The organism is Rhizobium vallis (assembly GCF_003985155.1).
GTDB lineage: Bacteria > Pseudomonadota > Alphaproteobacteria > Rhizobiales > Rhizobiaceae > Rhizobium > Rhizobium vallis.
Map to the genome: position 1 here is coordinate 18,750 of NZ_ML133691.1, position 23,659 is coordinate 42,408.

Annotated in this window: 22 protein-coding genes and 2 pseudogenes; 17 read left to right on the forward strand and 7 right to left on the reverse strand. The window is 59.5% G+C overall.

The window, feature by feature from the left end; translation table 11 throughout:
* Positions 1–7: 7 nt before the first annotated feature.
* Genes EFQ99_RS17835 through EFQ99_RS17845 form a run of 3 tightly spaced genes read left to right on the forward strand, consistent with a single transcriptional unit; the run spans position 8 to position 2,987 of the window.
* Positions 8–913, forward strand: coding sequence for a PfkB family carbohydrate kinase (locus EFQ99_RS17835; protein WP_126922333.1), 906 nt, complete (start codon positions 8–10; stop codon positions 911–913).
* A gap of 5 nt (positions 914–918) precedes the next feature.
* The gene (locus EFQ99_RS17840; protein WP_126922334.1) at positions 919–1,752 is read left to right on the forward strand and encodes a BtpA/SgcQ family protein; all 834 of its coding nucleotides are present in this window, start codon (positions 919–921) and stop codon (positions 1,750–1,752) included.
* Positions 1,749–2,987 (forward strand): Zn-dependent hydrolase, encoded by a 1,239-nt coding sequence (locus tag EFQ99_RS17845; protein ID WP_126922335.1) that lies wholly within the window; start codon positions 1,749–1,751, stop codon positions 2,985–2,987. The genes EFQ99_RS17840 and EFQ99_RS17845 overlap by 4 nt, the downstream gene beginning before the upstream one ends.
* A 146-nt stretch (positions 2,988–3,133) precedes the next feature.
* On the opposite strand, the pseudogene EFQ99_RS35545 reads toward EFQ99_RS17845, so the two are convergent.
* A pseudogene (locus EFQ99_RS35545) lies at positions 3,134–3,349 on the reverse strand (hypothetical protein); the annotation flags it as partial.
* A gap of 165 nt (positions 3,350–3,514) precedes the next feature.
* Between EFQ99_RS35545 and EFQ99_RS17855 the strand changes: the two are divergent.
* The 4 genes from EFQ99_RS17855 (at position 3,515) to EFQ99_RS17870 (ending at position 6,335) form a co-directional block, all read left to right on the forward strand.
* The gene (locus EFQ99_RS17855; RefSeq protein ID WP_126922336.1) at positions 3,515–3,826 is read left to right on the forward strand and encodes a helix-turn-helix domain-containing protein; all 312 of its coding nucleotides are present in this window, start codon (positions 3,515–3,517) and stop codon (positions 3,824–3,826) included.
* Positions 3,819–5,072: a type II toxin-antitoxin system HipA family toxin gene (locus EFQ99_RS17860; RefSeq protein WP_126922337.1), complete on the forward strand. Its 1,254-nt coding sequence runs from the start codon at positions 3,819–3,821 to the stop codon at positions 5,070–5,072. Before EFQ99_RS17855 ends, EFQ99_RS17860 begins: the two co-directional genes overlap by 8 nt.
* Before the next feature lie 259 nt (positions 5,073–5,331).
* Positions 5,332–5,700 (forward strand): SDR family oxidoreductase, encoded by a 369-nt coding sequence (locus tag EFQ99_RS17865; RefSeq protein WP_425376274.1) that lies wholly within the window; start codon positions 5,332–5,334, stop codon positions 5,698–5,700.
* Between the two features lie 38 nt (positions 5,701–5,738).
* On the forward strand, positions 5,739–6,335 hold the full coding sequence (locus EFQ99_RS17870; RefSeq protein ID WP_126922338.1) for an NADPH-dependent F420 reductase: 597 nt from the start codon (positions 5,739–5,741) through the stop codon (positions 6,333–6,335).
* Positions 6,336–6,368: 33 nt separating this feature from the next.
* On the opposite strand, the gene EFQ99_RS17875 is transcribed toward EFQ99_RS17870, so the two are convergent.
* Complete coding sequence (locus EFQ99_RS17875) at positions 6,369–7,010, reverse strand: glutathione S-transferase family protein (RefSeq protein WP_126922339.1); 642 nt, start codon at positions 7,008–7,010, stop codon at positions 6,369–6,371.
* 595 nt (positions 7,011–7,605) lie between these two features.
* Here EFQ99_RS17875 and EFQ99_RS17880 point away from each other — a divergent pair.
* A complete protein-coding gene (locus EFQ99_RS17880; protein WP_126922340.1) occupies positions 7,606–8,661 on the forward strand; it encodes a Fic family protein in 1,056 nt (351 codons plus the stop codon).
* 264 nt (positions 8,662–8,925) lie between these two features.
* Here EFQ99_RS17880 and EFQ99_RS17885 read toward each other — a convergent pair whose 3' ends face one another.
* Positions 8,926–9,750 carry a phosphoenolpyruvate hydrolase family protein gene (locus tag EFQ99_RS17885; RefSeq protein WP_208722784.1) on the reverse strand — a complete coding sequence of 275 codons (825 nt, stop codon included), beginning with the start codon at positions 9,748–9,750 and terminating at the stop codon, positions 8,926–8,928.
* A 10-nt stretch (positions 9,751–9,760) separates the two neighbouring features.
* Entirely contained in the window at positions 9,761–10,957 is a 1,197-nt protein-coding gene (locus tag EFQ99_RS17890; RefSeq protein WP_126922342.1) for a Tm-1-like ATP-binding domain-containing protein, read from the reverse strand.
* A gap of 130 nt (positions 10,958–11,087) precedes the next feature.
* On the opposite strand from EFQ99_RS17890, the gene EFQ99_RS17895 reads away from it, so the two are divergent.
* The 7 genes and pseudogenes from EFQ99_RS17895 (at position 11,088) to EFQ99_RS17925 (ending at position 17,527) form a co-directional block, all read left to right on the forward strand.
* Complete coding sequence (locus EFQ99_RS17895) at positions 11,088–11,753, forward strand: GntR family transcriptional regulator (RefSeq protein ID WP_126922343.1); 666 nt, start codon at positions 11,088–11,090, stop codon at positions 11,751–11,753.
* Between the two features lie 104 nt (positions 11,754–11,857).
* Complete coding sequence (locus tag EFQ99_RS17900; protein ID WP_126922344.1) at positions 11,858–13,111, forward strand: ABC transporter substrate-binding protein; 1,254 nt, start codon at positions 11,858–11,860, stop codon at positions 13,109–13,111.
* A gap of 59 nt (positions 13,112–13,170) precedes the next feature.
* Positions 13,171–14,106 carry a carbohydrate ABC transporter permease gene (locus tag EFQ99_RS17905; RefSeq protein ID WP_126922345.1) on the forward strand — a complete coding sequence of 312 codons (936 nt, stop codon included), beginning with the start codon at positions 13,171–13,173 and terminating at the stop codon, positions 14,104–14,106.
* Complete coding sequence (locus EFQ99_RS17910) at positions 14,103–14,930, forward strand: carbohydrate ABC transporter permease (RefSeq protein WP_126922346.1); 828 nt, start codon at positions 14,103–14,105, stop codon at positions 14,928–14,930. The genes EFQ99_RS17905 and EFQ99_RS17910 overlap by 4 nt, the downstream gene beginning before the upstream one ends.
* Before the next feature lie 2 nt (positions 14,931–14,932).
* Positions 14,933–16,024 (forward strand): Gfo/Idh/MocA family protein, encoded by a 1,092-nt coding sequence (locus EFQ99_RS17915; protein WP_126922347.1) that lies wholly within the window; start codon positions 14,933–14,935, stop codon positions 16,022–16,024.
* A 16-nt stretch (positions 16,025–16,040) separates the two neighbouring features.
* Positions 16,041–16,421 carry a cupin domain-containing protein gene (locus EFQ99_RS17920; RefSeq protein WP_126922348.1) on the forward strand — a complete coding sequence of 127 codons (381 nt, stop codon included), beginning with the start codon at positions 16,041–16,043 and terminating at the stop codon, positions 16,419–16,421.
* Between the two features lie 28 nt (positions 16,422–16,449).
* Positions 16,450–17,527 (forward strand): annotated as a pseudogene (locus EFQ99_RS17925) (ABC transporter ATP-binding protein).
* 881 nt (positions 17,528–18,408) lie between these two features.
* On the opposite strand, the gene EFQ99_RS17930 reads toward EFQ99_RS17925, so the two are convergent.
* On the reverse strand, positions 18,409–19,104 hold the full coding sequence (locus EFQ99_RS17930; protein ID WP_164736396.1) for a Crp/Fnr family transcriptional regulator: 696 nt from the start codon (positions 19,102–19,104) through the stop codon (positions 18,409–18,411).
* A gap of 476 nt (positions 19,105–19,580) precedes the next feature.
* Here EFQ99_RS17930 and dnaK point away from each other — a divergent pair, with 476 nt between their 5' ends.
* Together dnaK and EFQ99_RS17940 are read left to right on the forward strand one after the other, a co-directional pair.
* A complete protein-coding gene (gene dnaK / locus EFQ99_RS17935; protein WP_126922350.1) occupies positions 19,581–21,503 on the forward strand; it encodes a molecular chaperone DnaK in 1,923 nt (640 codons plus the stop codon).
* Positions 21,504–21,533: 30 nt separating this feature from the next.
* The gene (locus EFQ99_RS17940; RefSeq protein WP_126922351.1) at positions 21,534–22,127 is read left to right on the forward strand and encodes a nucleotide exchange factor GrpE; all 594 of its coding nucleotides are present in this window, start codon (positions 21,534–21,536) and stop codon (positions 22,125–22,127) included.
* Between the two features lie 240 nt (positions 22,128–22,367).
* Here the strand turns inward: EFQ99_RS17940 and EFQ99_RS17945 are convergent, their stop codons facing one another.
* Positions 22,368–22,664, reverse strand: coding sequence for a chaperone modulator CbpM (locus EFQ99_RS17945; RefSeq protein WP_126922352.1), 297 nt, complete (start codon positions 22,662–22,664; stop codon positions 22,368–22,370).
* Entirely contained in the window at positions 22,664–23,578 is a 915-nt protein-coding gene (locus EFQ99_RS17950) for a DnaJ C-terminal domain-containing protein (RefSeq protein ID WP_126922783.1), read from the reverse strand. Before EFQ99_RS17950 ends, EFQ99_RS17945 begins: the two co-directional genes overlap by 1 nt.
* Positions 23,579–23,659 lie beyond the last annotated feature (81 nt).

Consider the following 23,659-nt stretch of genomic DNA (forward strand, 5'->3'; position numbering starts at 1 on the left):
CGCAGTCATGACCATCCACGTCGTCGGCAATGTCTGCGTCGATACGAGCTTTCGCCTGGAGCGGCTGCCGCAGCCGGGAGAAACGCTGAACGCAGCGGCTGCCGGCGAGGGTGTCGGCGGCAAGGGAGCGAACCAGGCCGCCGCCGCCGCCCGGACAGGTGCATGCGTGACGCTTTGGGCACCCGTTGGCCGGGATACCACCGGCGACCGGATGGAAAGCCTGCTCTCCACTGAGATTTCCGACCTGCGCCTCTCGCGCCTCGATCTGTCCAGTGACCGCTCGGTGATCCTGATCGATCGCCATGGCGAGAATGTCATCATTACCGCCGCCGCCTGCGCCGAGGCGTTCAATCCGCTGACGATGTGCCCGCTCACATCGACCTGGAGCGCCGGAGACATGTTGCTGATGCAGGGCAATCTTGGCGCCGGTGTCACGGTGCAGTGCCTGGAGGCAGCGCGGGGGGCCGGGCTCTTCACCGTTCTCAATCCGAGCCCGCTTGCTTCCGATGCGCCGGATCTTTCGGCGGTGTCACTGCTGATCATCAATCGACCGGAGGCCGAAGCCTTGACCGGCGAGACCTCTGCTGACCGCGCTGCCGACCGCCTGCGCGCGAGGGGCGCAGCCACCGTCATCGTAACGCTCGGTTCGGAGGGCGCCCTCGTTCTGGACGCCTCTTCCCGGCTCCACATCCCGGCCGAAAAACGCGAAGCCGTGGATGCCAGCGGCGCCGGGGATTGCTTTGCCGGAACGTTAGCCGGACTTCTTGCGCAGCGTGCGACGCTTGCCGATGCTGCGAGACTTGCAACACGGGCGGCGGGTATCGCGGTCGGCCGTGCCGGTACGCTCGCCTCTTTCCCCACCTCGGCAGAGCTAGCCGCCCTTACCAAGACAATGAAACTGGAAAACGTGTGATCGCCATGAGCAACCCTATCGGACGGCAGGACAAGGACACACTGAGGACGCTTTTCGGGCGCGACAAGCCGGTGATCGGTGTGGTGCATCTGATGCCATTGCCGGGGGCGCCACGCTATGACGACGAAGGCGTCGAGGCGATTTACGAGCGCGGTCTTTCAGATGCACGCGCCTACCTTTCGGGCGGCTGCGACGCAGTCATCGTCGAGAACCACGGCGATGTTCCGTTTGCCAAGCCTGATGATATCGGCCCCGAGACATCAGCGCATATGGCCGTTGTCGCCGATCGCATCCGCCGCGAGCTCGGTCGCCCGATCGGCATCAACGTGCTCGCCAATGCGGCGATCCCGGCGCTTGCCATCGCGTCTGCCTCGTCCGCATCCTTCATTCGCGTCAACCAGTGGGCCAATGCCTATATTGCGAACGAGGGGTTTGTGGAGGGAGAATCGGCACGCGCCATGCGCTACCGTGCCCATCTTCGCGCCCGTGGCGTCCGCATCTTTGCCGATGCCCACGTCAAGCATGGGGCGCATGCCATCGTGGCGGATCGGCCGGTCGAAGAACAGGTCAAGGATCTCGTCTTCTTCGATGCCGATGTCGTCATCGCCACCGGCCAGCGCACCGGCCACGCCGCCGATCTCGGTTATATCAGGATGATCAAGGAGGCGGCGTCGCTGCCTACACTGGTGGGCAGCGGCGTCACGCATGATAATGCCAACGATATTCTGTCTGTCGCGGATGGCGTGATCATTGCAAGCGCCCTTAAATACGATGGCGTCTGGTGGAATGCGGTTGAGCTCGAGCGGGTCAAGCGGTTCATTGCAGGCCTTGGCCGATGAGTCGGAAGCCGGAGGTCAACGCCGCGCGCCTGCTCGCGTCTGTCGCCGATTTCGCAGCGATCGGCGCGACGCCTGCCGGTGGTGTCAACAGGCAGGCTTTGGGCATCGAAGACCGTGCGGCGCGCCGGCTGCTCGCTGAGCGAGCGCTTGCCCGTGGCTTCACCGTCTTCCAGGATAATATCGCCAATCTGTTCATTCGACGGGAGGGCCGGGATGCTTCCCTGCCACCGATCCTCATCGGCAGCCACCTCGACAGCCAGCCGACTGGTGGCCGTTTTGATGGCGCGCTCGGCACGCTCAGCGCTTTCGAGGTGCTCGAAGCGCTGAGCGACGCCGGCATCGAAACCGACCGTGCCGTCGAAGTCGTCGCCTTCACCAATGAGGAAGGTAGCCGCTATTCGCCGGGTTGCATGGGATCCATGGCCTTTGCAGGGGCAGGAACTATGGCGGACTGGGAGCCAATACATGCGACGGACGGCCCGCAGCTGGCCGATGAGCTGGCGGCAACGCTCGCAGCACTGCCTGAAGCTGCGTTGCGACCAACAGGCCACGCTATTTCCGCCTTTGTCGAACTGCATATCGAACAGGGCCCGATCCTCGAGCAGGAGGACGTGCCCATCGGTGTCGTCACGGCGGTGCAGGGCACGAAATGGCTTGAAGTTGTCTTCTCCGGTGTGGCCGCGCATGCCGGCACGACGCCGCTTGAATTCCGCAAGGACCCCATGGGTGCGGCAGCCGCCGCAATCGCGAGCCTTCAATCGGCGGTCATGCCTGCGGACCCCGAGGCACGGCTGACGGTCGGCCGCATTACTGCCGAGCCAGGTTCCATCAACGTTATCCCCGGTTCTGTTACCTTCACCGTCGATATCCGCCATCCGGACGCCGCTATCCTTGCTGCGATGGACCAGCATGTGCGAAAGGAATGCGAGGCCGCGGGCGCCCGCTGGGACTGTGACGTTAGCGTCAGCCAGCGCGTCAACATGGCGCCAGGCCGCTTTTCACCAACTATTACAGGGGCAATTGAAGGGGCCTGCAAAGCTCTCGGTCTCAAGAGCCGCCAAATGGTTTCCGGTGCCTTTCACGATGCGCTGTTCATAAACCGCGTAGCTCCAACAGCCATGATCTTTGTTCCGTGTCGCAATGGCATCAGTCATAACGAGGCGGAGTTCGTAACTGACGCGCATATGATTTCAGGTGCCCGGGTGTTGCTCAACGTGGTCGAAGCGCTGGGCTAGCGCCTATCGTTGTTTCGTAGATTGGGACCTTTGGATTGAATCGTCCAACGCTCCCCTAGAGTTAGGTATGCGGACTGTCGGCCTTAAATTGATGTCCGAGAGTTCATATCCCTCAAGACCTATAAACACCGGTCCATTTGCTCCATGCCCGGATCCTTGGCACCGCAAAGAGGCACCCCGTTATGCTTGTCGATATAGGGCCTTGAGATAATTATAGAGGTCCAGCAGATCCGGCAGGATCAACCTAAACGGCTTTTGGCCGAAAAACGGTGATCCGGAGTTCTTGAAGGCGACCGACGGGATCAACACTTCCCATCCGCCCTCCCGATCGCTCCAGAGAGCAGTTCACCACATTTCATATCCTAGCCGGGGCTATCAATCTTGGCTTCAATCGACAGTTAAACTCTGCGCATGATCCGTAAACGGATCTTACCTTATTTAATGATCCGTATAGTTATCATATCTCTTGAAAACCGAGGGGAAATGATATTTATAGGTATCATCTGAAGACGAATGATAGGTATCACATGAAGCCGGAGTCTGAAGCGCTTCTGGACATCGGTCGGCTTTTGAAGACGACGCGCAAGGGATTGGGGCTTACTCAAGAGCAGGTCGCCGATATGGCAGGTATATCGCGTCCACGCTACCGCGAAATCGAAGCCGGAAGCAGCGCTGCCCGCACCACGACCCTGATCAACATTGCCCGCGCGCTCGGTCTCGAACTGATGCTCATTCCGCAGGCGATGGTTCCGGCGGTCGATGCATTGATGCGGCCACATGATGACGGCGACGATTTGCCGGCCTTCATCGCCAGCCCCGATGGTGATGCCGATGTCTGAGGCGTATCTCGATCCAAGAGTAATCTCATCGCTTGAGGTGCTGCTGAACGATCTCAAAGTCGGCACGATTGTCAGGACGCCTGGCGACTTCAATGCGTTCAGTTTCGAGGAAAGCTATCGGGCGACGGGTGGTTCCCCTGTGCTGAGCCTGTCCTTTCGGGCGGTCACCGGAGGTTTGCGCAAAGATCCCAAGCCTGTCGCCAGTGCTTTGCCGGCGTTTTTTGCGAATCTACTTCCAGAGGACAAGTTGCGGGAGGCGATGGAGAAGCACCACGCTGGCAGCGTTCGCGCCGGCAACGATTTCGATCTGCTCATCGCACTCGGGTCCGATCTGCCAGGTGCTGTCCGCATCGTGCCCAGCAAAGATGCAGCTCTTGCGCTCGAAGGTCCGTCACGTCCGAAACCGAAGGTCCGATTTTCGCTCGCCGGCGTGCAGATGAAGCTTTCAGTCATCAAGAACACAGGCAAAGGTGGCGGTCTGACCCTGCCGTTGGGAGACGAGCAGGGCTCGTACATCGCCAAGTTTCCGTCGACATCCTTTCCTGGTGTCTCGGAGAATGAATATGCCAATCTCGCTTTGGCCGAAGCGATCGGCATGGACGTGCCGGAACGCGAGCTTGTCGAGCAATCGGAATTCGAAGGCATTCCGGAAGAATTCAAGACGCTCTCGGATGGAAGAGTCCTGCTCGTCAAACGCTTCGATCGCAGCGCTGGCGCTGAACGGATACATGTTGAGGATTTCGCACAGGTCTTCGGCATTTATCCTTCGCGCAAATACGAAGGTGCGGCCTATCACGATATCGCAGCAGCCCTTGGCGTTGCCGTCTCCTCCGCGGCCGCGCTCGAATTCGTCCGCCGGCTGGCTCTGGCTGCCGTCACCGGCAATGGCGACATGTACCTGAAAAACTGGTCACTGATCTATCGCGGGGCGGGTGACAAGCCGGAACTTGCGCCGGTCTATGATGTACTCTCTACCATTCCTTATATCCCGGCAGATGCCATGGCGCTGTCGCTAGCTGGCGAGCGGTCTTTCAAAGCCATGAACGCGCAACGATGGAAAACCTTTGCCAATCGTGCGCGCTTGCCAGAAGCTGCCGTTCTCAAATCGGTGACTGAAACCACCGAGCGCGTGAACCAAACCTGGTGGTCGCTCCCGGAGCGCGAGGCCGTTCCGATGAAAGTGCTCGAGCGGATCGATGCGCACGTCAAGATGATGACGCCGATCCTCGGCACGCGCGCCGACTAGCTTGTCATTAATGTCGTAGGCCAATGCCGCGCGATGAATTTTACCGAAATCGAGCTGCGTTTCGATCGAAGTGGGGTTTTGCTGAGTGCACGTTATTGCCGTAGATCTGACCCCCAGTCCGCCGTACCAAGGTTTTTCATCCTCTGGTCGCGGCAATGGCTGGTTGTGAGCCTGGCATGGGTTCATACCCCTCAAGACGGTCCGAGGTTGCATCCCAAGCTTCGCCGGCATGCAATTTGGATCGACGGCTTCTGAGGACATGCGCGCGACGATTCCGTTGGTGCAGGCTTTCTTTTCGCGGGCGGACACGACGGGCGCCGTCCACATCCCCTTTGCCGGCGCCGCCGACTATGTCGCGACGAAAGCTGCGGTCGCCGCCTATACGCGAGGCTGGGCTCGAGATCTCGGGGCACGCGGCATCACCGTCAATGTCGTTCAGCCCGGTGCCATCAACACGGACATGAACCCTGAAGACGGGCCGTTCGCGGAAACGCTGAAAAACCTTGCCGCGCTCGGTCGCTATGGCCGGCCGGAGGATATCGCGGCGGCGGTCGCCTTCCTCGTCGGCCCGGACGCCGGCTACATCACCGGCGCCACGCTCAATGTCGATGGCGGCCAGTCCGCCTGAATCTTTTCCCCACACCATAACTCAACAGGAGAACGACAATGACAAGTATCGGTATTATCGGCGCCGGAAATTATCGGCGCAGCCTTCGCAAGGGCACTGGCCCGCAACGGCATTGCAGCGACGATCGCCAACAGCCGTGGCCCGGAAAGCCTGTCCGGATTGGTGAGCGAGCTAGCGCCACAACCGGAACGATTGAAGCCGCAGCGCGGGCGGACATTGTGCTGATTGCCGTGCCCTGGTCGAAGCTCCCGACAGCCCTTTCCGGATTGCCGGATTGGGAGGGCCGGATCGTGATCGATGCCAACAACCCGATCGAAGCACCGCTCTTCAAGCCGGCGGAACTGAACGGGAGACTGTCGACGGACATCGTGATTGGTCTCGTGCCAGGCGCACGCGTGGTGAAGGCTTTCAACCATCTGTCCGCCGCTCTCGTCGAGGCCGATCCTCATGCGGAAGGCGGAGCGCGCGTTCTATTCTATTCCGGCGACGACGCAGCGGCAAAGGGGGAGGTTGCGGCGCTGATCGGCAGGCTCGGCTTTGCCGGGGTCGACCTTGGCCCGATCTCGATCGGCGGCAGGCTCACCCAGTTCCCCGGCGGCGCGCTGCCAGCGATCAACTTCGTCAAGTTTTCCTGATGCGCGGCGCCGATCGCACACGAAAGACCGCCTCTACCGCGAGTAGCAATCAAGGCTGATGTTTTCGATCTCGCATACCTTGCGGATCGCAGGCCGCTGAGACAGTTCATGCATGAAGCGGCTTAGATTTTCATAAGCTGAGGTCGGCCGGGGCAGGCTTTCACACCACAGCGCCAGCATGAAAAGAAAATGGTCGCAGGCATAAACCTCCTCACCAAGCATGAAGCGCTTTCGGCCAAGCTCGGTGTCTAGTAGGGCAAGCATTTCTGCCAGCCGTGTAGCCTGTGCAGCCTTGATCGCCTCGACGCCTGCGAGTTCTGTCGTGTGTTTTTCGGCGTATCGCCACACCATGTATTCGGCTTGCAAGGTGTTGTTCAGATACGCCAACCACTGAAAAAAGAGCGGTCGATCGGGGTTCGCTTGCGATGGGATAAATCGCGAAGCGCTGTCCTGCTCGCAAATGTAAACGCAAATGGCGGGACTTTCGAAAAGCACCAAATTGCCATGGACCAGCGTTGGAATGCGACCCGCTGGATTGAGCTTCAGATAGTCTGCAGACTTCTGGGCATTCGATTTGCGATCAACCAGTTTGAGTTCGTATTTTGCATTCGTCTCGACCAGAAGAAGATGAGGTGCAAGGCTCGCGTTATCTGGAAAATAGTGAAGTTGAAACATAACGTGCGCCCGAGTGTTCTAGCCGGACACTATAGGCAAAGTGCCCCTGACGAAAAGAGCAAAGCGGCAAATTTTGGCGCATTCTTGCATCTCTATCACAACCGTAGTGTCCGAAACGGCCAAACATTCTTGGTGAATGTGCGAGGAAAACATCGCTCTGATGTCCATTGTCAATGCATTGGGCACGAAGACGATGCCGCTCTCGCAAACGGGCGTCTCTGATGCGCGGGTTGGCTACCGCATTCCCGATTGTGCGTCCGGGGCTGTTCCTATCTTACTGCGAACCCTCGGAGAGATCCGAGGGTTTTTATTGCGAGCTGCCCTATAAGGGGCAGCGGTTAGAAGGCCGTGGTCGAGACCGCTGCCTGAGCCACGCGTCTTGTCGAAAACGTATTTCAACAACTTAACCTGACATCACCCCAGACGGATCTGCGCAGGTGGCAGGATGAGGAATGAGCGGGAGAGGCTCCGCCACCAGCGGAGCCTCTCCCGCTCCAACATTTTCCGCAATTTTTCATTTATTGGATGAAAATGGATGGCAAAATGGATTCCGGCGTGCCATATCCCATTCGGATGTAAACGGATGGGATAATGGATGACGGAACTCGATCTCTCCAAATTGCGTATCACGCCGGAGATCCTATCACTGATCGCCGAAATCGACGAATTCAAAGGTGCTTGGCGAGCGCTCGGCCGCATCGCGCCCGACCGCCTCTCCAGTTTGCGACGGGTCGCAACGATCGAAAGCATCGGATCGTCGACCCGCATTGAAGGCGCGAAATTAAGCGACCGTGAAGTCGAAAGGCTTCTCTCGAACCTCCGTATTGGCTCGTTCGCCAGTCGAGACGAACAGGAGGTCGCAGGCTATGCCGAGGTGATGGAAACGATCTTCTCAGCCTTCGATGCGATCCCGTTCAACGAAAATCACATCCGACAACTTCATCGGGACCTGCTCGCCCACTCGACCAAGGACGAGAGGCACCGAGGAAGCTGGAAGACACTTTCCAATAACGTCGAGGCCTTCGACGAAGATGGGCGAAGCCTTGGGATCGTCTTCGCGACTGCGTCCCCATTCGATACGCCCAGCCGGATGTCAGAACTGGTAGCCTGGCAACAGACCCAAGAGAAGGATGGCAGGTTCCACCCCCTCCTCATCGTCGCTGTCTTCGTTGTGGTCTTTCTGGAAATCCATCCTTTCCAGGACGGCAATGGACGCCTGTCGAGAGCCTTGACCACCCTGTTGCTGCTTCGAGCTGGTTACTTCTATGTCCCGTATAGCTCTCTCGAGAGCGTGATCGAGCAGAACAAGGAAGCTTATTACCTCGCGCTTCGTCGCACACAGGGAACAATCCGAACAGAAGAACAGGACTGGAATCCGTGGGTCGAATTTTTCCTGCGGAGCCTGCAGCGCCAGAAGCAGCGGCTCGAGCGCAAGATCGAACGTGAGCGTATTCTGTTGGGCGACCTGCCGGAACTGTCGGTCGCGATCCTCGAACTGGCACGAGAGCGTGGGCGCGTTACTGTCATGGTCGCGGCCAAAGCCATGGGCGCAAGCCGCAACACCGTCAAGGATCATCTTCGGGCGTTGACGGAGCAGGGACATCTGACCCTTCATGGAGCGGGACGCGGGACCTGGTACGGCCTGACTTAAAGCTGGAGTGATTGGTACGCCGATCCGCCGAGATCGGAGATACGGCCCGCCGCTCAGTGGCGAGATTACCGAGAGCAAATCGTGAGGCGCATTTGAGCCACTACCCGGTCGGGCGGACGCGCTCTATGCCTCCGGCACGAAGCGATCCTTCCGCCGTCTCCGCTGATTCCGGTAACGATCACTTGTCCAGCGGCTGCTGACGCATCCGGCAATGAGGCCCGTCCGGCCCAGCTTGTTCGTTTCCCCCTCTGACATCACGCACGCCTACATCTTCGCGAAGTCCTCTACCTGCGCCCTGATCGCGACCTCGGTCGGCAGACGTTCCATCGAACTTGCGCCGTAGAAGCCGTTGCAACCCTTGCAGCGGGCAAGCACATAAGCGGCATCCGCGGGCATGGAGATCGGGCCACCATGGCAGAGCACGATAACATCGTCGCGCACGGATCTCGCGGCATCCGACCATTCGTTGATCTTCTCCACGCATCCATCGAGCGTCAGCGCCGTCTCCGCGCCGATCGCGCCCCCAGTGGTCAGTCCGAGATGGCAGACGACGACGTCGGCGCCGGCTTTGCTCATGGCAACCGCGTCTTCGTTGCTAAAGACGTAAGGGGTCGTCAGCATGTCCTTGGCGTTGGCGCGAGCGATGATGTCGATTTCCCGATCGAAACCCATGCCGGTCTCTTCGAGATTGGCGCGGAAAGTGCCGTCGATCAGCCCGACCGTCGGGAAGTTCTGGATGCCGGCAAAACCCATTGCCTTTAACTCGTCGAGGAAGTGATCGGGCAGCATGAAGGGATCGGTGCCGTTGACGCCGGCAAGCACCGGCGTGTGGCGCACGACCGGCAGCACCTCACGGCCCATTTCTTTGACGATCTCGTTGGCATTGCCATAGGCAAGCAGACCAGCAAGCGAACCGCGCCCGGCCATGCGGTAACGGCCGGAATTGTAGATCACGATCAGGTCGATGCCGCCGGCTTCCTCGCTCTTCGCCGAAAGGCCGGTGCCGGCGCCACCGCCGATGATCGGCCGACCCTCGGCGATCTTGCGGCGAAGCTTGCTCAGAATGTCGTTTCTGTCGATACGGGTCAAGACTCTCTCCTCAGGCATGGATGTCATGGAAGCTGGCGACGAGCGCCGCAGCGAATTCCGGGCTGTTGATATGGGCGTCTATCTCGATGAGGCGTCTGTTCGGCGCATCGCGCCATCCGGTCCGGACGGCGGATAACAGCGCCGCGTCGGCTTCGGGATCATGGAACGGCTGACCGGCAGCATCGATTGCCGAAACGCCCTGTAGCGGCAGCAAGAAGCGAACCCGACCTCGCATCCGGTTGAGCCGTTCGACGATGAAGGCGCCGATCCTGCTGTTTTCCTCCGGCGTTGTGCGCATCAGGGTCACCTGGGCATTGTGGACGTGAAGCCTGCGATCGCGGAACAGTGTCGGCACGGTTTCCTGCGCCCCGAAATTCACCATGTCGACGGCGCCGACCGAGCCGACATAGGGCAGGCCGGTGCGGATGATGGCGCCGAAGCGATCCTCTGTCGCCGGAAAAACGCCGCCGACAAGCAGATCGGGAACCTCTGTCGTCGTTACATCGATCACACCCTGCAGCAGACCTGAATCGGCAAGTTTCTCCATCGATTGGCCGCCGACGCCGGTCGCATGGAAGACATAGATTTCATGCGTCTTGCCGAGCATCTCGCGAACCTGCGTGACGCAAGGGGTGGTGACGCCGAACATGGTCATGCCGATCCCCGGCCGATCATCCGTAGAAGCGCGAACGGGGTTGCGGGCCATGCCAGCCGCCGCATTGGCTGCGTTGCCGATCACCTTGCGCGAGATTGCATTCAGGCCGGCAACGTCGACGACCGAATACATCATGGTGATATCGTTCGGCCCGACATAGGGCGCCACATTGCCCGAGGCGACCGTCGAGACCATCAGCTTCGGCAGGCCGATGGGAAGCGCTCGCATCGCCTCCGTCACCAGCGCGGTATTGCCGGTTCCGCCGAGGCCGAGAACGGCGCCGATGTCATCACGCGATTTCAGGAACGCCGTCAGCGCCTTGGCCATGGCCGAGACCGCAGTTCCGCGATCGGTCTGCCCGAGCACGGCCACCGCCCCCTCGGGATGAAATTCGGCGACGTCGCGCGCCCGGATGTCGGCTCCGGCGCCATCGCCGAGCGTGCCGACATCGATGAGCAACGCATCGGCTCCGGCCGAAAAAACCACATCCTTGGCGTAGTTCAGTTCCGCTCCCTTGGTGTCGCAGGTACCGACGACATAGACCTTTCCCATTGGTTTTCCTCCTCTTTTTAATCCGTCTCTGTTCTGTTTCCCGATAAATCCAGTTTTTGTATTTTCCATATTGTATATTCTTTCGCATATTGCATACTTAGATCACAAATGCCAGACGGAAATGGAGATCATGAACGCACCGCGCCATCTCACCCTTCGCGAGCGGATCTACGAAGAGATCGTTCGCCTGATCGTCTCCGGCGAGCTGCCGAGCGGCGTCTCGATCGACGAAAAGGAGCTGACGGAACGCCTGCAGGTCAGCCGCACGCCGTTTCGCGAGGCGATCGGCACGCTCGCCAAGGAAGGGCTGATCGAGATCAAGCCTTATCGCGGCTTCTTCGTGCGCAGCTTCACGCCGAAGGAGATCGACGACCTCTATAATTTGCGCAAGACGCTTGAATGCTTTGCCGTCGAGCTTGCCGTGCCTGAGATGAGTGACCGGCATATCGCAAACTTCGAACGCATCCTGGATGAGGCAGTGGCGGCACTGCGCCGCGGCGACATGGAGACCTACGGCATTCGCGACAAGGAATTTCACGAGACCATCGCCGAGCTTTCGGGAAGTGCGCCGCTGATCGAAACACTGGCGCGGCTCGCGCTGCAGATCCAGATCTGCCGCTCGATTGCCAATGAGAGCCGCGATCTCGCCGAAAGGGCGGCGGAAGAACGCGACCAGATCCTGCGGGCTTTCAGGGCACGCGACATTGCCCGCGCAAAGGCGCTGATGCACGCGCATATCAGCGATGTCCAGCAGGCCGTCATGGCGCGGTTTCAGAAGGAAAATCCGGCGCGTTAGCCGGCCAGAATGTCGGATGCATGCCCGGCGACGTGAAGGAGAGGGAGGTCTCCTTTTCGACAAGCGAAAAACGTGGCCGCGGAGCGGCCCAAGAGGAGGGAACAATGCTGAAATTTCTTACCCGCAGCACAGCACTTGCGGCGATGATCGCCACAAGTTCGCTGGCGCATGCCGAAACCCTGAAGATGTGGGGTCCGGAACAGATCACCGAACCGCTGGTCGCGCAGCTGTGGAACGGCATCAAGGCCGATTTCGAGAAGGCCAATCCCGGTGTAACAGTCGAGTTCATGCCGCCGACCGGGACAATCAGCAACGGCGCAGTGCAAGCTGCCATCCAGTCGGATGCAGGTCCCGACGTGATCCTCACCAATTCCGGCATCGGCCGCATCAGCGTCGTCAAGAACGCCAAACAGATTATGCCACTGACCGGGCAATATGAAAAGCGCGGCTGGAAGGACAAGATCTACCCCTGGCTCTACACCGAGCTGAAGGGCCAGTTCGGCGGCGAGATCTATGAGGTTCCTGACGGCCTCGATGCGCTTGGCATCTGGTATCACAAGGACCTTTTCGAGCAGGCGGGCTGGAAGATCCCGGCAACCTGGACCGAATTCGAAGCGCTTATGAAATCGATCGACGAAACCGGCCTGCAGCCGATCGCCATCGGCCCGCGCACGACCGGCAGCGCCGGCCATCTCTTCGGCAACCTGCTGCAATCGGCAAGCGGCAAGGAGGTGATCGGCAAGGCGCTGCGCCGCGAAATCGCCTGGGACGATCCGTCAATCGCCGCCGGCGCCGTCCGGCTGCAGAAGCTGGTCGAGGCGGGCTACATCAAGAAGGAAATGGCCGGCCTCGATCTCGATGGCGCCTCACGCCTCTGGTTCAACAAGCGCGCGGCGATGTTCGTCGCCGGCCCCTGGTTCACCGCCAATGCCCGCAAGGCCGGCTACGACCTCTCCAATGCTGGCTACGCCCCCATGCCTTCCGACATCAAGGGAGCGGCGATCCCGACTGGCGGCGTCGGCTGGAGCTGGCTGGTGCCGGTCAATTCCAAGCAGCCCGAGCTTGCGATGAAGTGGATCGACTTCATGCTGTCGGATGCGGTGATGAAGAAACGTGCGCAGGATCCGGCAAGCACGATGATCTACCCGCGCGAAATCCCCGGGGTCGAGCCAGCGACCCCTGTCCTGAAGGACGTCTTTGCGGCTGCCGCAGGCGGCGTCGGCTATAACCCGAGCGTCTATCTGCCCGGCACCGTTCTCGACACCTATTTCCAGGTCATCCAGGGCCTGATCTCCGGCCAGATCGGCGGCGAGGACGGTATGAAGCAACTCCAGGCGAAGATGGCAGAGGCGAAATAGTGGTCATTCCAGAAACGCCCGGAAGCAAGGTCGTTGCTCCTCTCAGGGATGCGTCTGCCGTGGCGAGACATACGGGCGGCCTGTCCGCCCGTATGTCCAAACGCCGAACGGCCGGAAATGCCTCACCCGATGGCGATGCCCGCACCGCATTCTGGTTGATGACGCCGGCGCTCGCGCTTTACGCCGTCTTCACGCTGCTGCCGATCGCCGCCACCTTCTGGCTGAGCTTCAACAGCTCCGCCGGCTTCAACACGTCAGCAAACTTCGTCGGCGTCGACAACTACGCCAAGGCCGTGCAGGACCCGATCGTCTGGAAGAGCCTGATCCATACCTTCCTCTGGCTGGCCTACCATGTGGTAATGGCAGGAGGGCTCGGCCTTCTCTTGGCGCTTGCCGTCAGCAGGCTCAGGATCACGCAGGTCTTTTTCCGCACCGCTTTCTTCCTGCCGCATCTAGTGTCGCTCGCGGTGGTCGGCGTCATCTGGGCCAATATCTACGATCCGTTCTTCGGCCTGCTGAACACGGCGCTGACGCGTATCGGGCTCGGCGCCTTCACGCAGGGCTGGCTTTCCGACCCCGCTTTGGTGCTCTTTTCCGTCAATGTCGCAAGCTCATGGCAGGGCTTCGGCCTTTACATGCTGCTCTTCATCGCCGGCCTGCAGAACATCGACCACTCGCTCTATGACGCCGCCGACGTGGACGGCGCCAACGGCTTCCAGAAGCTGATCTACGTGACGCTGCCGGGGCTTCGCGAGGTGACGACCTTCGTCGTCTCGCTGGCGATGATCAACGGCCTCAAGGGCTTCGCCACGGTCTTCGTCATGACCAATGGCGGGCCGTTCTATCAGAGCGAGCTGATCACGACCTATATCTATCGGCTTGCCTTCCAGTCCCAGGATCACGGGCTTGCGGCGGTGCTCTGCATTCTGCTCAGCCTGCTCGCGATCGTCATCACCATCGTCTTCAACCGCTGGCGCGCGAGGCTTTCACAATGAGTGTGCGCAATCGCGAATGGCCGGTGGCGCTGGCGCTAACCCCGGCGCTGATCCTGATCCTCGCCCCCTTCGTCTGGCTGGTGATTTCGAGTTTCAAGACCGAGGCCGAGATCGGCCAGGCCGATCCCTTCACCTGGCCCGCCGACTTGATGTGGCGGAATTATCTCGACGCCTGGCAGATCGGCGGGTTCGGCGAACTCGTCGGTAACAGCCTCATCAACCTTATCGGCGTCGTCCTCCTGTCGCTGATTACCTGCGCTCCCGCCGGCTATGCACTCGCCAAGATCCGTTTTCCCGGCCGGGAATGGCTGTTCTACGCCTTCATCCTCGGCTTGACCGTACCGGTGCAGGCGATCGTCATCCCGCTCTACCAGGTGCTCTTCGGGCTGAACCTCGTCAACACGCTTGCAGGCATCGTGCTGGTACAGGTCAGCAACGGCATTCCCTTCGGCATCTTCCTGATGCGGAGCTTCTTCATCGGCGTGCCGGACGATTTGATCGAGGCTGCCAAGATCGACGGCGCCTCGCATTTCCAGATCCTCACCAAAGTCTTTCTGCCGATTTCCACGCCGGCGGTGCAGGCGCTCGTCATCATCAGCGCGCTCTCCACCTGGAACGACTTTTTCCTGCCGCTGATCGTGCTGATCAGCCCGGAGGTGCAGACGCTGCCGCTCGGGCTCGTCCGTTTCGCCAGCACCTATGCTTCCGACTACCGCCTGGTCTTCTCGGGCACCGTCATTTCGTTCCTGCCGATCATTCTTCTCTACATCCTGATGCAGCGCCGCTTTACCGAGGGGTTGACTCAGGGAGCAATCAAGGGCTGACCATGTCGCATCATGTCCAGCGGGAAATCCGCTACAATTTCGAGTTCGACCACCGCATCAAGGCCTGCTTCATCGGCGCCGGCGGCCATGCCTACCGCAATGTCTATCCGGCCCTGCGTTATGCGCCGGTGGAACTTGCCGGCATCTGCGATCTCGATCTCGGCCGCGCCGAGAAATTCGCCAAGCTCTTCGGCGCCGGCAAAGCCTATACCGACCATCGTGAGATGCTGGAACGGGAAAAGCCGGACCTGGTCTTTCTCGTCACCGCCTATCATCCGGACGGCCGGGTACAGGCGACCGATCTGGCGCTCGACGCGATTGCAGCAGGCGCGCACGTCTGGATGGAAAAGCCGACCGCGGCAAGCATCGAAGATATCGAAAAACTGCAGGCGGCAAGTGCTGCGGCCGGCCGCATGGTGATGACCGGTCTCAAGAAGACCTTCTTCCCCACAATCGAGAAGCTGAAGGACCTGATCGGCTCGCCCGGCTTCGGCAGGTTGACCTCGATCAATGTCCGCTATCCCCAGAGCCTGCCGAGCCGGGAAGATCGCGCCGATCTCGTCAAGATGCAGAGTTTCCTCGACCATATCTATCATCCCGGCGCGATCCTCAACTTCCTCGGTGGCGAGATCGAACGCGCCGGCTATGAATGGGAAACGGTGACGGGGGCGACCGTCACCAGCCTGCGCTTCCGCTCCGGCGCGATCGGCACGCTGCATCTTGCCGCTGGCCAATCCGGCGGCAGCATCTTCGAGCGGGTTGAGATCATCGGCGAAGGCGCCAACGCCATCGTCGAAAACGGCAGCCGGCTGACTTATTTCCGCAAGGCTGATCTTCCGTCCTACGGCCGCGCCGCAAGTTTCATCCAGCCGGACGACAATGCGGCGCTATTCTACGAGCCGGAACATTCGCTCGGCCAGCTCTATAACAACAACCTCTTCTATCTCGGCTATGTGCCCGAAATCCTGCATCTGACCGATGCGATCCTCTCCGGCACGCCGATCTCAAGGGGCACGCTCGAAATTGCCCGCGAGATCATGAAACTCTTCGAATTCTACAGACGCACGGATGCTGGCGTCACCACCAATCTCTGACAGGGAAGGGACTGCCTTGACCGATAGCGATGTCATTTTCCGAAAAGCCGGCGGCGAATTCATGCCGACCAGCTGGGGCGAACTCAACTGGAAGATCACCGGCGACGGCACGCCCGGCGCCGAGATGACCTTCGGCACCTGCCGCATCAATCCCGGCGAGCGCAACCAGCTGCATTCGCATCCCGATTGCGAGGAGATCCTTTACGTCGTCTCCGGCAGTTGCGAGCACAAGCTCGGCGACGCCCTTTACCGGCTCGAAGCCGGCGACACGATCCGCATTCCCCGCAACATCAGGCACTGGGCGCGCGCTCTCGGCACCGAACCGCTCTTTGCCCTGATCATGTTCTCCTCCGGCACTAGGACGGCGGTCAATCATGAGGGCGAAGGGGCGGCCTAACATTACGATCACTAGAGGGGGAAATATCATGGCGTCGATTGCGCTTTACAACATCCGCAAGTCCTACGGCAACCTGCCTGTCATCCACGGCGTCGACGTCGATATCGAGGATGGCGAGTTCATCGTGCTCGTCGGCCCCTCCGGCCGCGGCAAGTCCACGCTGCTGCGCATGATCGCCGGCCTGGACGATCTCGGACGGGCGGCTTTCGATCGGTGGTCGCATGGTCAACGACCTGCCGTCGAAGGAGCGCGACATTGCCATGGTGTTTCAGAGCTATGCGCTCTATCCGCATCTGACGGTGGCGGAGAATATGGGCTTTTCGCTGAAACTGCGCGGTAGGGCCTCGGACGAGATCGGCCGCCGGGTGCAGTCTGCAGCGAAGACCCTTGCGCTGGAACCCTTTCTCGACCGTCATCCGCGTCACCTCTCCGGCGGCCAGCGCCAGCGCGTCGCCATGGGCCGCGCGATCGTGCGCGATCCGAAGGTCTTCCTCTTCGACGAACCGCTTTCCAATCTCGACGCCAAGCTGCGCGTGGCGATGCGCGCCGAGATCAAGGAGCTTCACCAGCGGCTGAAGATCACCACCGTCTACGTCACCCACGACCAGACCGAAGCAATGACCATGGCGGACCGCATCGTCGTGATGCGCGACGGCATCGTCGAGCAGATCGGAACCCCGCTGGAGATCTATGATCGACCAGCAACCACTTTCGTTGCCGGCTTCATCGGCATGCCCGCGATGAACCTGCTCAAGGGCCGCATCCAGGCCGACGCGCCTTCGATCTTCCGCACCGACAGTGGTGTCGCCATGCCGCTCTCGCTGCGTCCCGGCACAACCGATCCCGGAGAAGAGCTCATCTACGGCATCAGGCCGGAACAGTTCGTCATCGCCGACGAGGGAACGCCGGCAAAGGTCGTGGTCATGGAGCCGACAGGCGCGGAGACGCTGGTTGTCGCCCGAATCGAGGGGGAAAACGTCAATATGCTGTTTCGAGAGCGCATTGCCGTAAAGGCGGGCGATACGATCCGCTTTACCTTGCGCATCGCCAGCGAACATCTGTTTTCCGCCGGAACAGGCAGGCGTCTTCCCGAAACGGACGCCTGAAGCGGCCGTTTTGGGCGTGTCGCAAAGATCATCGCCGCATGCGTTGAGCCCAGATACACCCTGCTCTTCAGGCTTTGTTGACCTTTTGAAGTCCGAAGAAGGACATTCCGGCAAACTGCTGGCACTTTCAGATGAGACTGGCAAGCTCATCGATGAAGGCGCCGAGTCGGCAAAAGCTAGTCTGATCCACCGCTTCAGATGTGATTATACCTGTTCCGAGCGCTTCATTCATCGCGGCTCATTTCCTTCGAGTTTAATAAGCCGGTCGGCCCCCGATCGAAGATTGAACACTGGGCCGCGCGTCAGGGTCGTGGGAAACCCGAACTTCATCTACGTCAGCTCCAAGATAATATCGCCTCCAGCACGGATTGCCGGGGCCATATCGCCGATCTTGATGTCGTTAGACGTCGGCATATCCAGTTCGTTTGGTGCGTGGGGATGCCAAGAGCGAGACATCACCTTGCGGTATTCGGCGTAGCTGATCTGTTGTTCCTACTCGCTGCACATAGGGAACACCTGAGTGTTTGGAACGCCGTGGCTGAGAACAGGGCCATCGATCGTGCTGACCGTTGGAGCTGCTAGTCTTGACGCTGCAATTCCTCTCCCGGCGCGACCACAAACGGACGTGTCTAGCACCGCCCCACGCGGCCCTTGGGTCGTGGTCAGCAATCGTGATGTCGGCTGCCTTCCTACACGCACGTTCTGCTTCAAATCAGCATGGGCACACTCGCGCGTTTATTCCCCAGTTGCGGGTCACATTTCCTCGATACCGCCGGCAGCTTGGAAAATTCTCTGGATGTTGCGACGCGGTTTTTCGGGTGTTGGATGGCCTGTAAGTCTATCGGGCGCCGCTTTCTTGATTGAAGAATGTGAAAAGCGACTCAAGTTAAATCCGCGAGAAGCTTCTGAGCCTGGCATATTGCCATGGATCGTGGAGTTTCGAGTTCTATAAGCCCTCGCCGGCGCAAATCGGTTATGGCTCGGCTGACTGTTTCGACTGCTAACCCAACGTGATCGGCGATGTCGTAGCGCGACATGGGTAGTTCCACCGCTGCACCTTGTTCCTCAGACAAGCGAGCGCATAATAAGGAAAGGTAACTCGCGATCTTCTGCGCCGATCTCGTTCGCCCCTGAACCAGTATGTGATTTTCAAGGCGGGAAATGGTTTCACAGGTTCGTTCGTGGACGAACCGATATAGTTCGGGTTGCAATATGGGCATCGAGATGAGGTCCCTATGCGCAATTCTTGCGGTCACCGCTTCGTCAGTTGATACCTCGAATGAAAATGCCCGGGGATCATCTCCCTGCAGAGAAAAGAAATCACCCCGCATCATCAGGTCGACAATGCGCCGTTGTCCGCTTTCGAGAATGACGGACTTCCGGACGGTGCCAGATAGCACCCAACCGATCCCACCACTCTCGACCATAGAATCACAGCAATCAGCACGCTCCCAGCGCGCCAAGGTCACGGTAGTGCCAAGTTCACGTGTGAAGTTTACTACGGTTTCATATACAGGCGAATGGCCCGCGGCGGCGTCCACCGCGGAGGAAAGTTTGCCAAGGTTCATTCGCTCCATAGCCGTTCCTCCGGAATGATAATCCATTTTGATGAGGCATGGACCGATATTCTATTCAGGGGCATCCGTACGTTCCCTATGTAGAATCCCTTGGTCACCGCACTCTCACCGACTCGTCCCACATCTATGTCGGATCTTGCGTTGGTTTCATGGCTGCTCTCACAGTGCCGTTTCTTCTCGCGTTTCCCGCGATCCCATAGGGTCAAGCTCTCGGCGATTACCAGCAAAATGAGGTATGTTTTCCCGCCCGCGCCAGTAACTCTATCTGTCAGGTATTGTTCATCAGGGGTGGACAACGCGATTGACGCTTCAGCCTCCTGCGCGCAGATCCTTGCGCTAATCCTGCCATCCTCATGAGCGTCGGTCGTATTGACGGTTGTCAAGGCGCCCATCTGGCGGACGATGTTAAGTGCCTCTCGACTGTGGCGGTGGCCAAGATCCATCGCGTGCAGAGAGACGCTGCGATGGAGGCGGATATGGCCAAGGTGATCGGTATCGACCTGGGAACGACAAATTCCTGTGTTGCCGTGATGGAAGGCAAACAGGGGAAGGTGATCGAAAACGCGGAAGGAGCGAGGACGACACCGTCTATGGTCGCGTTCGGCAAAGATGGCGAGGTGCTCGTGGGTCAACCGGCGAAGCGCCAGTCCGTAACCAACCCGGAGAATACCATTTTTGCTATCAAGCGATTGATCGGCCGCCGCTTTGACGATCCCATCGTCGAGAAAGATAAGGGGCTCGTATCTTACAGGATTGTCCGCGGCGATAATGGCGACGCATGGGTCGAGGCCAACGGGAAAAAATATTCCCCATCGCAGATCTCCGCTTTTATCCTGCAGAAAATGAAGGAAACGGCGGAGCGTTATCTCGGCGAAAAGGTCGAGAAGGCGGTAATCACCGTTCCCGCTTATTTCAACGATGCCCAGCGTCAGGCCACCAAAGATGCCGGCAAAATCGCCGGCCTGGAGGTATTGCGTATCATCAACGAGCCAACGGCCGCGGCCCTCGCGTACGGTCTTGAGAAAAAGGGACATGGCACAATCGCCGTCTATGATCTGGGCGGCGGCACATTCGATATCTCCATCCTGGATATTGGAGACGGCGTCTTTGAGGTGAAGGCGACCAATGGCGACACCTTCCTCGGCGGTGAAGACTTTGACAAACGCATCATGGATTTCTTGGCCGACGAGTTCAAAAAGCAGCAAGGCATAGATCTGCGCAACGACCGTCTGGCGTTGCAGCGTCTGCGCGAGGCCGCGGAGAAGGCGAAGATCGAACTTTCCGCGACGACGGAAACAACGATCAATCTGCCGTTCATCACAGCCGATCAGAACGGGCCAAAGCATCTCGACATCAAGCTCTCGCGCGCAAAATTTGAATCCCTTGTCGATGATCTTGTGCAGCGCACGATCGGACCGTGCATGGCCGCTCTCAAGGATGCTGGCATAGACGCCAAGCAGATCGACGAAGTCGTGCTTGTCGGCGGCATGACCCGCATGCCTAAAATCCAGGAGATCGTGAAGAATTATTTTGGCAGGGATCCGCACCAGGGCGTGAACCCGGACGAGGTGGTCGCCATCGGTGCGGCAATCCAGGCCGGCGTTCTGCAAGGCGATGTCAAGGATGTCCTGCTGCTCGACGTAACACCCCTCTCGCTCGGTATCGAGACGCTCGGCGGTGTATTCACGCGCCTCATAGACCGCAACACCACCATTCCGGCCAAGAAGAGCCAGGTGTTCTCGACCGCTGAAGACAACCAGCAAGCAGTGACCATCCGGGTCTTCCAGGGCGAGCGCGAGATGGCGGCCGACAACAAGCTGCTTGGCCAGTTCGATCTCGTCGGTATTCCGCCGGCGCCGCGCGGCGTGCCGCAAATAGAAGTCACGTTCGACATCGATGCCAACGGCATTGTCAACGTCACGGCTAAGGACAGGGGCACTGGCAAGGAACAGCAGATCCGGATCCAGGCATCGGGTGGACTATCCGATGCCGATATAGAAAAAATGGTGAGGGAGGCCGAGGAGCACGCGGAGGAAGATAAAAAGCGCCGCGCCCTTGTCGAGGCGCGCAATCAGGCGGAGAGCCTAATTCACTCTACTGAAAAGACCTTGGCCGAGCACGGCGAAAAGCTCGAAGCGGCAGACAAAGCTAACATTGAGATGGCGCTCTCCGATCTCAAATCAGCGATTTCAAGCGACGATCTCGGGCGGATCGAGGAAAAAACGCGCGCCTTGACCCAAGCTTCCACGAAGCTTGGAGAGGCCATCTACAAGGCCAGCCAGACCAAGACGGAGAGCGCCGACGATCAAGCGTCAACAACGAGGAATGCGGCCGCCGGCGATGATGACGTGGTGGATGCGGAATACGAAGAAGTCGACGGCCAGAAGCGCTCCCAATAATAGGTAAAACAAGGCACCGGAGGCCGATCCATGTCCGAGAAAGACGCCGAGAAGCACCTTGCCGGTTCCGATGACACCGCCGCGGCAACACCCGCCAATGGGTCCGAAAAATCTGCTGCGGATATCACTACAGAGTTGGCGGTGACGAAGGACCGTTTGCTGTGCTCGCTTGCCGAACAGGAGAACATTCGCAATCAAGCCCGGCGGGATCGTGATCAAGCCGTTAGATATGCAGCTGCGAAGTTTGCCAGTGACTTGTTGCCGGTAGTCGACAATTTGGAACGCGCCATTGCCAGTGTACCGAAGGACAAGCGCTCTGACCCAGCGGTCGCCGATCTTCTGGCAGGAGTCGAAGCGACCCACCGGGCTCTCCTCGCCGCCTTCACACAACAGGGAATAACGCGACTGGACCCGATCGGTAAGCCGTTCGACCCGCATCAGCACGAAGCAAGTTTCGAAGCAGTCGATCCGCAATACTCGCCAGGATCCGTCACGAACGTTATCCAGTCCGGTTACATGCATCATGATCGCCTCCTTCGACCGGCGCTTGTGGGTGTCAACGCGAGTTCCGGGGACGCACGTGCCACGCCTGCCGAAGCCCGCCCGAAGACCGATGCCCCGTAATCAATCGAAAGCTTTTTCTGTCCGATCACGATTGCGGATAAGCCAATAGACCCCGCCGAGTGCGGGGATCGCGCGCTGCGAGCGAGAGTAGTCAGATCAAGTGATCATCGTGCGGCGAATGGCGAGCAGCGCGATCACCATGACGGTCGGTATCTGCACGATGCTGTCCTTGCGCGCCGCGACAGGCTGTTCCTTCAACCCGTTCTGCTAATTCCGCTGTATGGCGCTTTCCCGGTCTGGTTACCCGCGCACCGGCGAACCGGAGACACGCCGCATCGTGGCCGAAGTCGTGCCACGCAGCGCGCGGCGGAGACCATGGATCTGATCCAATAAATGCAGAATAACGGCGACGCCCTCATCGTTAACACCCATCTGACCTTGAAGGTCCAGAACGAGTTGCACTCGCATGAGGTCTATCATCGAGAATCGCCAGCCGTTGTGCGTTTGCCTTGGGCGAAGCCATTCCGCCTCGATCCAATCCGCCAGAGCCTCTTGCTGGATCCCAGATATTCGGCAAAATTCCGTCGCGTCAAACATCACACACCCATCTTCTGTCGCGGGTTTTGGAAGCGTCCCGCTGCCCATTGGGAGACGAACGCCTCAAGCTCGGCATCTGGTGCATCGGGGAGCATCACCTGCAGCGTGAGATATTCGTCACCGCGCCTACCGTCCCGCCCCGGAACGCCCTTGCCTTTCAATCGAAGCGTCCTGCCGGTGTTCGATCCCTTAGGAATCGTCGCTGTGACCGGCCCACTCGGTGTCGGGACGGTTACTTTGCTACCGAGGATGGCCTCCGTCAGCGAGATCGGCAGATCAAGACGGATATCACGGCCGTCTCGTTTAAAGAACGGATGCGGCCTGACGGCGATCTCGATCAATGCGTCGCCAGCCTCGCCGCCAGCCGGCCCAGGGTTCCCCTTTCCTGACAGACGCAGCGTTTGGCCATCGCGGGTGCCCGGCGGGATGACCACGTCAATCGTGGATCCTCCAGGCAGAGTGATGCGTCGAGACGCGCCATTCACGGCTTCCAGAAAATCCACTTCGAGGCGATAGTGCCTGTCTTCGCCCCGCGAACGGAAATTGCGACGGCCGCCTTGGGAAAAGAGGTTCGAGAAAATATCGCTTGCGTCCTCGAAATCGGCAAAACCGGACGAATTTTCATAACGCTGAGAACCGGCGCCAGCTTGCGCGAAGTCGCGATAGTATCGTTGTTGCGGTCGCTCGGTCCCGGAAGCATCAATCTCGCCGCGATCAAACCGTGCTCGCTTCTCCTCATCGCTCAGGATATCGTAGGCGGCGGAGAGATCCTGGAACTTGCGCTGCGCCTCGCCGTCTCCGGGATTGAGATCCGGATGAAGTTTTTTGGCGAGCCGGCGATAGGCTTTCTGGATGTCCTTCTGCGAAGCGTCGCGGGCCACACCTAGAATGTCATAGGGGTCGGCGCTGGTCATCACATCCATTCTCCGTCTCCGATGAGTCCAAGGGCGCTGATCCTTGCGACGATAGTCCTTCGATACCCGACATGAATTGAC